General features: G+C 67.2%; 11 protein-coding genes and 1 pseudogene. 10 read left to right on the top strand and 2 right to left on the bottom strand.

Going from position 1 to position 12800, the window contains the following annotated elements; translation table 11 throughout:
* Positions 1–14 precede the first annotated feature (14 nt).
* The 4 genes from echA20 to ipdC are packed head-to-tail and all read left to right on the top strand — an operon-like array spanning position 15 to position 3461.
* Positions 15–770, top strand: coding sequence for a (7aS)-7a-methyl-1,5-dioxo-2,3,5,6,7,7a-hexahydro-1H-indene-carboxyl-CoA hydrolase (gene echA20, locus ABDW21_RS01380; protein WP_343602509.1), 756 nt, complete (start codon positions 15–17; stop codon positions 768–770).
* Complete coding sequence (gene ipdA, locus ABDW21_RS01375) at positions 767–1645, top strand: cholesterol ring-cleaving hydrolase subunit IpdA (RefSeq protein WP_343602510.1); 879 nt, start codon at positions 767–769, stop codon at positions 1643–1645. The genes echA20 and ipdA overlap by 4 nt, the downstream gene beginning before the upstream one ends.
* On the top strand, positions 1642–2385 hold the full coding sequence (gene ipdB / locus ABDW21_RS01370; RefSeq protein WP_343602511.1) for a cholesterol ring-cleaving hydrolase subunit IpdB: 744 nt from the start codon (positions 1642–1644) through the stop codon (positions 2383–2385). The genes ipdA and ipdB overlap by 4 nt, the downstream gene beginning before the upstream one ends.
* On the top strand, positions 2382–3461 hold the full coding sequence (gene ipdC, locus ABDW21_RS01365; RefSeq protein ID WP_343602512.1) for a (3aS,4S,5R,7aS)-5-hydroxy-7a-methyl-1-oxo-octahydro-1H-indene-4-carboxyl-CoA dehydrogenase: 1080 nt from the start codon (positions 2382–2384) through the stop codon (positions 3459–3461). The genes ipdB and ipdC overlap by 4 nt, the downstream gene beginning before the upstream one ends.
* A gap of 6 nt (positions 3462–3467) precedes the next feature.
* Here ipdC and ABDW21_RS01360 read toward each other — a convergent pair whose 3' ends face one another.
* Both ABDW21_RS01360 and ABDW21_RS01355 read right to left on the bottom strand, forming a co-directional pair.
* Complete coding sequence (locus tag ABDW21_RS01360; protein ID WP_343602514.1) at positions 3468–4622, bottom strand: alanine racemase; 1155 nt, start codon at positions 4620–4622, stop codon at positions 3468–3470.
* Positions 4619–5248: a TetR family transcriptional regulator gene (locus tag ABDW21_RS01355; RefSeq protein ID WP_343709973.1), complete on the bottom strand. Its 630-nt coding sequence runs from the start codon at positions 5246–5248 to the stop codon at positions 4619–4621. Before ABDW21_RS01355 ends, ABDW21_RS01360 begins: the two co-directional genes overlap by 4 nt.
* Before the next feature lie 76 nt (positions 5249–5324).
* On the opposite strand from ABDW21_RS01355, the gene ABDW21_RS01350 reads away from it, so the two are divergent.
* The 6 genes and pseudogenes from ABDW21_RS01350 to ABDW21_RS01325 form a co-directional block, all read left to right on the top strand.
* Entirely contained in the window at positions 5325–6626 is a 1302-nt protein-coding gene (locus tag ABDW21_RS01350) for a D-arabinono-1,4-lactone oxidase (RefSeq protein WP_343602517.1), read from the top strand.
* Positions 6627–6629: 3 nt separating this feature from the next.
* The gene (locus ABDW21_RS01345; protein ID WP_343709986.1) at positions 6630–8570 is read left to right on the top strand and encodes a neutral/alkaline non-lysosomal ceramidase N-terminal domain-containing protein; all 1941 of its coding nucleotides are present in this window, start codon (positions 6630–6632) and stop codon (positions 8568–8570) included.
* 342 nt (positions 8571–8912) lie between these two features.
* Positions 8913–9221: a PE family protein gene (locus ABDW21_RS01340; RefSeq protein ID WP_343709985.1), complete on the top strand. Its 309-nt coding sequence runs from the start codon at positions 8913–8915 to the stop codon at positions 9219–9221.
* Positions 9222–9223: 2 nt separating this feature from the next.
* Positions 9224–10816: a PPE domain-containing protein gene (locus tag ABDW21_RS01335; RefSeq protein WP_343709972.1), complete on the top strand. Its 1593-nt coding sequence runs from the start codon at positions 9224–9226 to the stop codon at positions 10814–10816.
* Positions 10817–11135: 319 nt separating this feature from the next.
* A pseudogene (locus tag ABDW21_RS01330) lies at positions 11136–11792 on the top strand (transposase); the annotation flags it as partial.
* Positions 11793–11934: 142 nt separating this feature from the next.
* Positions 11935–12800, top strand: an 866-nt coding sequence (locus ABDW21_RS01325) for a fatty acid desaturase (protein ID WP_343709971.1), incomplete at its 3' end; no start/stop codon positions are given.

The following is a 12800-nucleotide window of genomic DNA, read 5'->3' as shown; positions in this document are numbered from 1 at the left end:
GAGCCAGGAGTGCCATGCCCATCGATTCCCGCACCGTCGCACCCGGCATCGTCGCGGTCACCGTTGACTTTCCGCCGGTCAATGCCATCCCGTCAGCCGGCTGGTTCGAGCTGGCCGACGCTGTGACGGCCGCGGGCCGCGATCCCGCCACCCACGTGGTGATCCTGCGGGCCGAAGGCCGCGGGTTCAACGCCGGGGTGGACATCAAGGAGATGCAGCGCACCCGGGCCGCCGGCCAGGGCCACACCGCGCTGATCGACGCCAACCGGGGCTGCTTCGCGGCATTTCGCGCGGTCTACGAGTGCGCGGTGCCGGTGATCGCCGCGGTGCATGGTTTTTGCCTGGGCGGCGGTATCGGGCTGGTGGGCAACGCCGACGTGATCGTGGCCGCCGACGACGCCACATTCGGCCTGCCGGAGGTGGAGCGCGGCGCGCTGGGCGCAGCCACGCATCTGTCCCGGCTGGTGCCGCAGCACATGATGCGACGACTGTTCTTCACGGCGGCGACCGTGGACGCCGCCACGCTGCACCACTTCGGGTCGGTGCACGAGGTGGTGCCTTCCGAGCAGTTGGACGAGGCCGCGTTACGGGTGGCCCGCGACATCGCCGCCAAGGACGCCCGGGTCATCCGCGCCGCCAAGGAGGCGCTGAACTTCATCGACGTGCAACGAGTGAACGCCAGTTACCGTATGGAGCAAGGGTTTACGTTTGAGTTGAATCTCGCCGGGGTTGCCGACGAGCACCGCGACGCCTTTGTGACGAAGTCATGACCAGCAAGGTGACCACCCTCGACGACGCCGTCGCCTCGTTGCGCAGCGGCATGACAATCGGGATCGGCGGCTGGGGGTCGCGGCGCAAGCCGATGGCGTTCGTGCGGGCGATCCTGCGCACCGACGTCACGGATCTGACCGTCGTCACCTACGGCGGGCCGGATCTCGGGCTGCTGTGCTCGGCGGGCAAGGTGCGACGCGTCTACTACGGTTTCGTGTCGCTGGATTCGCCGCCGTTCTACGACCCGTGGTTCGCGCACGCCCGCACGCATGGCGTGATCGAGGCGCGGGAGATGGACGAGGGCATGCTGCGTTGCGGGTTGCAGGCGGCGGCGCAGCGGCTGCCGTTCCTGCCGATCCGCGCCGGGCTGGGCAGCTCGGTGCCGGACTTCTTCGAGGGCGAGTTGCGCACGATCACCTCGCCGTATCCTTTGCCCGACGGCCGGTGCGAGACGCTGATCGCGATGCCGGCGCTGCGTCTGGATGCCGCGTTCGTGCATCTGAATCTCGGTGACGCCCGCGGCAATGCCGCCTACACCGGCATCGACCCGTATTTTGACGACCTGTTCCTGATGGCCGCCGAGAGCCGTTACCTGTCGGTGGAGCGGGTGGTGTCCACCGACGAGCTTGTCAAGGCGGTGCCGCCGCAGGCGCTGCTGGTGAACCGGATGATGGTCGACGCGGTGGTGGAAGCGCCTTTGGGCGCTCACTTCACCACCGCCGCAACCGATTACGGGCGCGACGAGACATTCCAGCGGCACTACGCGCAGGCCGCGGCCACGCCGGAGGGCTGGCGGGTGTTCGTCGAGGCGTATCTGTCCGGCAGCGAAGCCGACTACCAGGCGGCGGTGCGCAAGTTTGGAGAGTCCGCGTGATCAGCCGAGCCGAAATCTGCGTGATGGCGTGTGCGGAGTTGTTCCGCGGGGCCGGCGAGATCATGGTCAGCCCGATGACGACCGTGGCGTCGATCGGCGCGCGGCTCGCCCGGTTGACGTTTGCTCCGGACATCCTGCTCACCGACGGCGAGGCCCAGCTGCTGGCGGACACGCCGGCGCTGAGCGCGTCCGGTTTGGTCGAGGGCTGGATGCCGTTCGGGCGGGTGTTCGAGACGCTGGCGTGGGGGCGACGACATGTGGTGATGGGCGCCAACCAGATTGACCGCTACGGCAACCAGAACCTGTCGGCGTTGGGTCCGCTGCAGCAGCCGACCCGTCAGATGTTCGGGGTGCGCGGTGCGCCGGGCAACACCGTCAACCACGCCACCAGTTACTGGGTCGGCAACCATTCGCCGCGGGTGTTCTGCGACGCCGTCGACGTGGTCTGCGGCATCGGCTACGACAAGATCGACCCGGACAACCCGGCGTTCCGGTTCGTCAACGTCTACCGGGTGGTGAGCAACCTGGGCGTGTTCGACTTCGGTGGGCCCGGACACACCATGCGGGCGGTGAGCCTGCACCCGGGGGTTTCCGCCTCCGATGTCCAGGATGCGACCTCGTTCGAGGTGCACGGGCTCTCCGATGCCGAGGAGACGGGGCCGCCCGGTGTCGACGAGCTGCGGCTGATCCGCGAGGTGATCGACCCGCTGCCGTTGCGCGACAACGAGGTTCGGTCATGACGTCCACATCACGAATCAGCACCCCGCTGACCGAGTTGGTCGGCGTCGAGCATCCGGTGGTACAGACCGGGATGGGCTGGGTGGCCGGAGCGCGACTGGTGTCGGCCACCGCCAACGCCGGCGGGCTGGGAATTTTGGCGTCGGCCACCATGACTGTGGACGAGTTGGCGGTGGCGATCGGCAAGGTCAAGGCCGCCACCGACAGGCCGTTCGGCGTCAATATCCGCGCCGACGCTGCCGACGCCGGCGACCGGGTGGAGCTGATGATCCGCGAAGGCGTCAAGGTGGCGTCGTTCGCGCTGGCGCCCAAGCCGGAGCTGATTGCTCGTTTGAAAGACGCCGGCACGGTGGTGATTCCGTCGGTCGGTGCGGCTAAGCATGCCCGCAAGGTGGCGTCGTGGGGTGCCGACGCGGTGATCGTGCAGGGCGGTGAGGGCGGCGGGCACACCGGGCCGGTGCCGACCACGCTGCTGCTGCCGTCGGTGCTCGACGCCGTTCAGGGCTCCGGGATTCCGGTGATCGCGGCGGGCGGATTCTTCGACGGGCGTGGCCTGGCGGCCGCGTTGAGTTACGGCGCCGCGGGCGTGGCGATGGGGACCCGGTTTCTGCTCACCTCCGATTCGACCGTGCCCGACGCCGTCAAAACGCGCTACCTCGAGGCCGCGCTGGACGGCACGGTGGTCACCACCCGCGTCGACGGCATGCCGCATCGGGTGCTGCGCACGGGACTGGTTGAAAAACTGGAGAGCGGCTCGCGAGCAAGGGGTTTCACCGCTGCTGTGCGCAATGCCGCGAAGTTCAAGAAGATGTCGGGCATGACCTGGCGGTCGATGATCCGCGACGGCCTGGCCATGCGCCACGGCAAGGAGCTCAGCTGGTCGCAGGTGGTGATGGCGGCGAATACCCCGATGCTGCTGAAAGCCGGCCTGGTCGAAGGTAATACCGACGCCGGGGTCTTGGCATCCGGTCAGGTGGCCGGCATTGTCGACGACCTGCCGTCGTGCGCGGACCTGATCGACGCGATCGTCGCTGACGCCATCAAGCACCTGCAGTCCGCGGCAGGCCTCGTGCAGTAGAGCGCATCAGCCGAAGTTCCGGCCCTCACCGCGGTAGGACGGCACCGAATCGACGATTCGGTCTCCGTCGACGACGTGCACGGTGTCGAAGCGTTCCAACAACTCACCGGCTTTCGCGTGGCGAAGCCAGACCCGGTCGCCGATGTGCAATTCGGATGGTCCGGTGACGGGCGTTTGCACCTCACCCGCGCCCTCGGTGCCGATCAGCGTCAGGCCGGGTGTCGCCAGCTTGGGCAGTCGCGACCTCCCTGCCGGACCAGAGGCGATGTAGCCGCCGCCGAACAGGGTCGCGATCTTGCGGGCCGGCTTGCGGACGACCGGCAGTGCGAAGTACAGCGACGGCCGTGACTCGAACGCGTCGTAGCGGTCGAAGATGCCCGACATGTACAGCCCCGACCCCGCGGCCACCTCGGTCACACATGGGTCGGCCGAACTGATCTCGAGGCTGCCGGTGCCGCCGGAATTGACGATCTCCATTGCGGCGGGGTTGGGTAGGACGTTCCGCACCGCCTGCACGACGGCTGAGCGCCGCCGCGACAGGTCGGCCGCGGACGCTTTCTTCATCAGCCGCACGGCCGCCGAAGTGTCCTGCAGTCCGGCGATCTGCGCTTCGTAAAACATCACGCCGACGACCTGGAACCCCTCTGCGAGAACCGTTTCCGCGAGCACCGCGGCAGCCGCCGGAGTGCGAATCGGCGAGCGTCGCACACCGAGGTGCAGCGGTCCGATACGGAGCGAGGCGTCGACGTCGAGGCAGACCCGCAGCGGCGCCCGCCCCCCGGCGGCGCGAATGACCGCGAGCTGTGCCGGGTCATCGACCATCAGCGTGATCGCGTCGTGCAGCGCCTCGTCGGCGGCGAGTTCGGCCAGCGCGGTGCCCTCGGTGCTCGGGTAGCCAAGGAGCACATCGGTCACGCCGCTTTTCGCCAGCCAGATCGCCTCACGCACCGAGTACGCCATCACCCCGGCGAAGCCGGGTGTCGCGAGCGCCTGCTCGAGCGCCCAGCGGCAGCGCACCGATTTGCTGGCCACCCGCACGGGCTTGCCTCCTGCCCGGCGCACCAGATCCGCGGCGTTCGCGCGGAACGCGCGCAGGTCGAGGGCGGCCAGTGGCGGGTCCAGCGCAGCGGTCGCGCGGGTCAGCGCGTTCACATCGGTCACACGGATGCCTTCCGCCGGCGGCGGGTGGTCTTGGCGTAAATCCGCAAGTAGTCGACGAACCTGGCGAGCCGTGCCCGCGCGGCCGCCCCGTCGCCGTCCACCAGCCAGCGCAGGATGATTCCGTCGAGCATCGCAAGCACCTCGTCGGCCAGTTCGTCGACCGGGCGCAGCCAGGCCGAGCGGGTACTCGTCGCCGCTGACGACAGCAGCGCGCAGACCGCAGCGCGGGACACCGCGTACTGCTGTTCCGCGACGCGATGCAGGGCGGGATTGCGCAACGCATGTGCGGTGATCTCGTAGGTCAGCAGTTGGGCAGCACGGGTGGCTTCAATGCCATCCCATAGCCCGTCCACGGCGCACCGCAAAGCAACAGCGAGGTCTTCGGCGTCGTCGAATCCCGGTGCATCCGACGCGGCGGCAAGCAGGTCGGTCACAATCTGATCGGCCAGCGCGACGAACAGGTCGTCCTTGTCCGCGAAGCAGTAGTGCACGACTCCGAGGGCGACCCCGGCGCGCTTGGCGACCCGCCGGATCGTGGTGGCCGCGATCCCTTCCGCGATGGCGACGTCGAGCGCGGCCGAGACCAACTGGGTACGACGCTGCGCCTGCGGGAGTCGGGATCGCACGCAGTCCATACAACATCTGGACGCCTGTCCAAGTCAACGCTTGACTTGGACAGGCGTCCAACTGATAGTGGTATGCATGACGACGTGGACGAACTGGGCGGGCACCAGCACCGCGCAGCTCGCCGGCGTCGAGTCGCCGGGCAGCCTCGCCGAGCTACAGGATGCGGTGGCCAGCGCGACCGGACGTGGGCTGCGAGTCAAGCCTATCGGCGCCAGCCACTCGTTCACCTCGATCGGGCAGACCGACGGCGTCCAGCTGCGGCTGGACCGGCTCACCGGCATCGTGGACGCCGACACCGACAGCGGGCTGGTCACGGTTCGCGCCGGTACCCGGCTGCTCGCACTCAACGAGGCGCTGTGGCAGCTGGGTATGGCCATGACGAACCTCGGTGACGTTGACGTGCAGACCATTTCGGGTGCGGTGTCGACGGGCACGCATGGGACAGGTGCGCGAATGGGCGGGATCGCCACGCAGTTGCGCGCACTCGATCTCGTCCTGGCCGATGGTTCGCTGTTGCACTGCACCGCCGAGCAGAACGCGGAGGTGTTCGCCGCGGCGCGGGTCGGTCTGGGCGCGCTCGGCGTGATCACCGCGGTCACGCTGCAATGCGAACCGGCCTACGCCCTGTCGGCCGCCGAGGCGCCGGAACCACTCGACGCGGTGCTGGCCGACCTCGACGCGAACATCGACGACAACGACCACTTCGAGTTCTACTGGTTTCCGCACACCCATCGGGTGCTGACCAAACGCAACAACCGCGTGCCCTCGGGCACCCCGCTTCGCCCAGTGGGCAGGTTGAGGCATTACGTCGAGGACGAGCTGCTGCCGAACAAGGTCTTCGAGGGCATCCAGCGTGTGACGACGCGTTGGCCTCACCTGATCCCCCGCGCCAACGCGATGTCCGTGTACGCGCTGTCCGCGCGCGACTACGTCGACCGCTCGTATCGGGTGTTCGCCTCGGTGCGCTCGGTCCGATTCCGGGAGATGGAGTACGCGGTGCCGCGGACGGCCGTTCGCCACGTGCTGGCCGAGGTCGAGGCGTATCTGCGGCGCAGCGGCGAACTTGTCGGGTTCCCGGTCGAGGTGCGCTTCGCCGCGGCCGACGACATCTGGCTGTCGACCGCCAACGAGCGCGACAGCGCCTACATAGCCGTGCACCAATACCACCGCCGCGACCACCGCACGTACTTCGATGCGGTGGAAGCGATCGCCCGGGCGGTGGACGGCCGACCGCACTGGGGCAAGATGCACAACCGCTGCGCCGGCGACCTGCGCCCCGCGTATCCACATTTCGACGAGTTCGTCGCGCTGCGCGACAAGCTCGATCCCGGGCGGGTTTTCGGCAACGAGTACCTGACCCGCGTCCTGGGAGACTGAACAATTACGAGCGAGTACCAGGTCGGGCGCGGCATCGCTGACATCACCGGCGAGCCCGCCGAATGCGGGATGCTTGGCTACGGGGTGGCCTCGCAACAGACCACCGGGCTGCACAACCGACTGCGCGCAAGGGCTTTCGTGATCGCCGCCGGCCAGAGGCGGTTACTGCTGGTGGTCTGCGAGCTGCCGCTGCTGCTGGAAAGCGTTCACCGCGAAGTGCTGCGGCGACTGGCCGCGACCTACGGCGAGCTGTACACGCTCGACAACGTCATGCTCACCGCAACGCACACGCACTGCGGCCCGGGCGGTTACTCCGAGCACCTGCTCTACAAATCCAACACCCGCGGCTTTCGGCCGCAGACCTTCGGGGCCATCGTCGACGGCATCGTCGAGGCCGTCGCGCACGCGCACGCCGACCTCGCGCCGGCTCACCTCAGCGTCGCCAACGCGGAGTTGCACGACGCGAGCATCAACCGGTCGCCGTCGGCGTTCGCGCGCAATCCCGCCGCCGACCGTGCTCACTTCCCGCACGAAATCGACCCGCAGACAACCCTTTTGCGCATCGAACGTGCGGGCCGACTCGTCGGCGTCGTGAACTGGTTCGCCACCCACGGCACCAGCATGACCAACCGCAACACCCTGATCAGCGGTGACAACAAGGGCTACGCGGCCTACCACTGGGAACGGCTCGACGCGCACGTCGACTACCTCGCCACTGGGCCAATGGATTTCGTGGCGGCCTTCGCCCAGACCAACACCGGTGACATGTCGCCGAATCTCAACCGCCGACCGGGCAGCGGGCCCACCGAAGACGAATTCCAGAACACTCGGATCATCGGCGGCCGCCAAGCCGCTGCCGCAGTGAAACTCGCGACCGCGCCGGGGACCGAGCTCACGGGTGGCCTCGACACCCGCACCAGCTACGTCGACCTGTCCGACTGCACTGTTGCGCCACACTTCACCGGCGACGGCCGCGAACACCGCACCGGTCCGGCGCTGGCCGGTGCGGCCGCACTGGCCGGAACCGATGAAGGCCCCGGCCCGCTATACCCGCTTTTCAAGCAGGGCCGCAACCCCGTCGTCGACGGCATGATCCGCCACGTCGTCTACCGCCTGTCGCCGCGGCTGCGAGATGCCCACGCTCCCAAAGGCTTTGTGGTCGGGGGTAGCCGGCTGAACAAGCTGGTACCCCTGATAGCCGAACGCGCTCCGGTTCAATTGCTGCGGATCGGCCAGCTGTATCTGATCGGTATTCCCGCCGAAGTGACCATCGTGGCTGGGCTGCGGCTGCGCCGCACTGTGGCGGGCATCGTCGGCGCCGCGCTGGGTGATGTGCTCGTCGCGGGCTACAGCAACGGCTACCTGCACTACGTCACCACCCCGGAGGAATACGACGAGCAGCGCTACGAGGGCGGCAGCACGATGTTCGGCCGTTGGGAGCTGCCGGCGCTGCAGCAGGTCGCCGCCGAGCTCGCCACCGCGATGCGCGACGGCCGCCCGGTGTCCGCGGGCACTGAACCCGTCGACCTGTCCGGCCGGCGACGAACACGGCGACGCCCCGCAGTCGACAAGCCGGTCGCGGGACACCGGTTCGGCGATGTCGTGCGGGCACCCGACGATGGCTACCACACCGGCGCGACAGTGCAGGCGGAATTCGTGGGGGCGTACCCCAACAACGACCTACGCCGCGGCGACAGTTACCTGCGGGTGGAACGCGAAATCGACGACGGCTGGCTCACCGTCGCGGACGACGGCGACTGGTCGACCATCTTCCGGTGGCGCCGCGCGGGACGGCGAGCCTCGGTCATCACCATGACCTGGACGGTGCCGGCGGATACGCCGCCGGGTCGTTACCGGCTGCGCTACGACGGTAACGCCCGCGCGACGGACGGCACGATGCGCGAGTTCAACGGTGCGACTGAGCCGTTCACAATCTGGGAGTAGCCCGAGCGGTCATCAGGACTCAGCCGGTGACCGACCGCCCCACCGGTCACCGAAGGCTGTACTCACCAGCCGTGGTCACCTCCAATTTTCGTCGGAACGCGTCCGATTGACCGATTAGGGGAATATAGATTAGGTTACCCTAACCTAATCTCTCCAAGGATGACGCCAGCGGTAGCCCGACCTAGGAGCGCGATGAGTAAGGGCGGATTTCTCGATTTCGCTCGTCATGCACCACAAACCAGCAGCTCAGAGCGTTGCGGTTGGGGACGAAAGCCGGTTGTTCAGCTGCATCCAGTGCGGCTGGCCGCACCGGATGCAGCTGGTTGGGAAGGAGTATCTGTCATGATCCTGCGAGCCGTTCCCGGAGGCCTGGCCGCAACCGGCGTAGGCTTCGAAACGCTCACCGCCCAGCTTGCGGCCGCACATCTCGGCGCCGCCCCACTGATGACGTCGGCGGTGCCGCCGGCCGTTGACCCGGTGTCACTGCAGACCGCCGCCGGGTTTTGCGCCCAGGGCGGCGAGCACGCCGCAGTGGCCGCTCAGTGTATGGAAGAGCTGGGCCGCTGCGATGTCGGTATAGGCGAATCCGGCAGCAGTTATGCCACTGGCGACGCCCAGGCGGCCTTGTCGTATCTGATCACAGGCGGCTGACAATGACCACGCCGATCTGGATGGCCGCGCCGCCGGAAGTGCATTCGGCGCTGCTGAGCAGCGGGCCGGGGCCGGGTCCGCTGCTGGCCGCGGCCGCGACGTGGACGTCGTTGAGTGCCGAATACGCCTCGGCGGCTGACCAACTCACCGCGCTGCTGGGTGCGATGCAGGCCGGGGCGTGGGACGGTCCGGCCGCCGAGCTGTATATGGCCGCCAATGCGCCGTATGTGGCGTGGCTTATGCAGGCGAATGCGGATAGCGCCGCCGTGGCCGCCCAGTATGAGACCGCGGTGGCGGCTTATAGCGCCGCGTTGGTGACCATGCCGACACTGGCCGAGCTGGCCGCCAACCACGCCAGTCATGCGGTATTGGTGGCGACGAATTTTTTTGGCATCAACACGATCCCGATCGCGCTGAACGAGGCCGACTATGTGCGGATGTGGGTTCAGGCCGCCACCGTGATGGGCACCTATCAGGCCGTCGCCGGGACCGCGGTGGCTTCAGCGCCGCGCACCACACCGGCGCCCCGGATAGTGAAATCCGCCGCAACGGCATCCGACCCCTCATCAAACCCCGGCGATTCATTAGCCGGCGTATTAGACCAGCTGCTCACCCCATTCTTGAACCAGTTATCCGCGGCATTAAACCAGCTGGGTCTACAGCTCACCGTTAATCCCTTTGCGCCACTGCACCCTGGGACAACCCCGCTCTCGCTAATATTGAACGACCTGCAAGGGATGTATGAAGGAATTTTTGTTTATGGTCTGCCGGCGATTTTGGCTGCGCAAACTCCTACGCAGTTCTTCGCAGCTCTTTTTATCGTCGTTGCCCAAGGCACCATTGACACAATCCTCGCAGTGATCCAGTTTGCCGTCCAGTATCCGCTGGTGCTGGCGGCTGCGCTCCCCCTGCTGATCGCCCCCCTCGGCGCGGTGGGCGGCTTCGCGGGGCTGGCCGGCCTGGCCGCGGTATCCACGGTGCCCGCGGTTGCCCCGGCCGTGCCCCAACTGCCGCTGGCCGTTGGGCTCACCCCGATAACGCCCACCGTCGCGAGCTCAGCAACGGCCCCGGCCGCAGTTCCGGTCTCGGTTCCCGCTCCGACCGCGGCTCCCGCTCCCGCACCGCCGCCGCCGCCGGGCGCCTTCCCGTACCTGGTGGGTGGTTCCAGCACGGGGTCTGGGATGAGCACCCGCGCCAAGGCTCAGGAGCCAACCCATGATAGGGCGGCAGTCCCGTCCACCGTGGCTGCCGCAGCGTCGATCCGGGATAGGGCGCAAACAAGCCGGCGCCGTCGAGCGGAGGTCAAACAGCTTGGCCGCGGTTATGAATGCATGGACTTGGACCCAGAACTGGACTTAGAGCCCGACGCCTCGCCGCACGGCACCGGGCGGGGCACCTCGGTGGTGACCTCCACGCAGGGTGCAGGGACTCTCGGTTTTGCCGGGACAACGCACGCGGCCGCCGCCACCGAGGCGGCAGGGTTGACCACGCTGGCTGGCGATGCATTCACCGGCAGGCTTGCCATGCCGATGATGCCGAGCACCTGGGATCCCGACCAGCCCGCCAAGGCGGGGGAAGGGGGAGACGACGGCTAACGAATTGGCGCCGATCGAACGAACCGTCAAAACCCATGAGCCTTCTTGACGCGCACATGTGGGGCTCTTGTGACGATTCCGTGGGTGAAAATCAGGTAGATACCGAGGCGTCTACCTGGGGTTCTGTTGGAACTGAGGAGTCTGGGCCGCGCAGCCTACGGGCGCATCCCTCACGCGTCAAGGGCGCTTCGCGATGATCTTTCGGCCATCTTCGACCCGCGAGCCTCTATGCGCCCGCTGGCAGGCTTAAGGGCAGGTCAGGGACCTGCCCGCGGCAACGCCACGGCCCAGTCGGAACGAGCCATACGCGCCAAATGCGCGGAAACTACGCCGCAGGATCCTGGATCTGACCGAGGCGCTCAACGGCCGGTTCACCGAGCACCACGGGTTCATGATCCGGATGCACCTGGACCTGATCGACCAGCACACCCAGGCTTTGGAGCGGTTGGAGGCTCGTATCGAGGAGGCGATGAAGCCTTTCACCGCGGCCCGAGAGCTGCTGTGCAGCATCCCGGGCTGGTCGACGAGGATCGCTGAGGTGTTCATCGCCGAGACCGGAGCGGATATCAGCGTGTTCCCCACCGCCGCCGAACTCGTCTCCTGGGCCGGCCTGTCGGCGGGAGCCAACGAGTCCGCCGGCAGAGTCAAATCAACCAAGACCCGACCCGGGAACAGACATCTCAAAGCCGCCGTCGGCATCGCCGCATTGGCCGCGGCCCGATCCACCAACACCACGTTTTTCGGCGCGGAATTCCGCCGCATCAGCGCACACCGTGGACCGATGAAGGTCGTCGTCGCCGTCGAGCACGCCATGGTCAAAGCCGCCTGGCACATGCTCGCCAACGGCGAGTTCTACCGCGACCCCGATCCCGACTACCACACCCGACGTCGACCCGAACACAACAAAGCCAACGCCGTCCGCCAACTGGAAGCACTCGGTTACCGCGTCACCCTCGAAAAATCCGACGCGGCATAAAACGAAGACCAAACCCCTCAGCCGGTGACCGACCGACCGACCGGTCACCGAAGGCTGTACTCACCAGCCGTGGTCACCTCCAATTTTCGTAGGAACGCGGCTGGTGGTGTAGTTGACGGGTGTCGACTACGCTGACGCAGTTATGGCGTCTGTCGAAGCCCCCGAGCAAACGGCCCCAGATTTCGCGCGTCAGCCGCTGCCGGATCCCGGCGAGTCGGTCCCCACGCTGGCGCTGCCGACCGTGGCGATTTTCGTCGGAGCACTGACGGCTTTCGCATCGTCGACCGTCGGCTATCTCAACGGGTGGGCGCCGCTGTGGGTCACCATTCCGGTCAATGCCGCGGTGACCTTCGTGATGTTCACCGTGGTCCACGACGCGTCGCATTACTCCATCAGCTCCCAGGGCTGGGTCAACGGGCTATTCGGGCGACTGGCTTGGCTTTTCGTCGCACCGGTGGTGGCGTTCCCGTCGTTTGGATTCATCCACATTCAGCACCATCGCCACGCCAACGACGACGACGAAGACCCCGATACCTTCGCCTCACACGGCTCGGTGTGGTCGCTGCCGTTGCGCTGGGCGTTGGCCGAGGCTTTCTACCTCAGGTATTACGCGCCCCGCGCTCGCAGCCGGCCGGTAACCGAGGTCGCCGAAACGCTGACGATGTTCGCCCTCAGCGCCACCGGCCTCGCCGTCGCCGTCGTCACGGGTCACTTCTGGACGTTGGCGGTCGTATTCCTGATTCCGCAACGAATCGGACTGACCGTGTTGGCGTGGTGGTTCGACTGGCTGCCGCATCACGGACTGGCGGACACCCAGCGCACCGACCGTTACCGGGCCACCCGAAACCGTGTCGGCGCGGAATGGTTGTTCACACCGCTGCTGTTGTCGCAGAACTATCACCTGGTGCACCATCTGCACCCGTCGGTGCCGTTCTATCGCTACCTGCGGACATGGAAGCGCAACGAAGAGGCCTACCTGGAGCGAAACGCGGCCATCTCCACGGTGTT

Origin of the sequence: Mycobacterium sp. (assembly GCF_039583805.1) — a bacterium.
Lineage (GTDB): Bacteria > Actinomycetota > Actinomycetes > Mycobacteriales > Mycobacteriaceae > Mycobacterium.
Note: the sequence above shows the minus strand (reverse complement) of the source record. Positions and strands in the feature narration are given on the sequence as shown.

Excerpts from the sequence above, each read along its gene's own strand:
- echA20 (WP_343602509.1), top strand. The coding sequence starts at position 15 with ATGCCCATCGATTCCCGCACCGTCGCACCCGGCATCGTCGCGGTCACC.
- ipdA (WP_343602510.1), top strand. The coding sequence starts at position 767 with ATGACCAGCAAGGTGACCACCCTCGACGACGCCGTCGCCTCGTTGCGC.
- ipdC (WP_343602512.1), top strand. The coding sequence starts at position 2,382 with ATGACGTCCACATCACGAATCAGCACCCCGCTGACCGAGTTGGTCGGC.
- ABDW21_RS01350 (WP_343602517.1), top strand. The coding sequence starts at position 5,325 with ATGACGACGTGGACGAACTGGGCGGGCACCAGCACCGCGCAGCTCGCC.
- ABDW21_RS01340 (WP_343709985.1), top strand. The coding sequence starts at position 8,913 with ATGATCCTGCGAGCCGTTCCCGGAGGCCTGGCCGCAACCGGCGTAGGC.
- ABDW21_RS01335 (WP_343709972.1), top strand. The coding sequence starts at position 9,224 with ATGACCACGCCGATCTGGATGGCCGCGCCGCCGGAAGTGCATTCGGCG.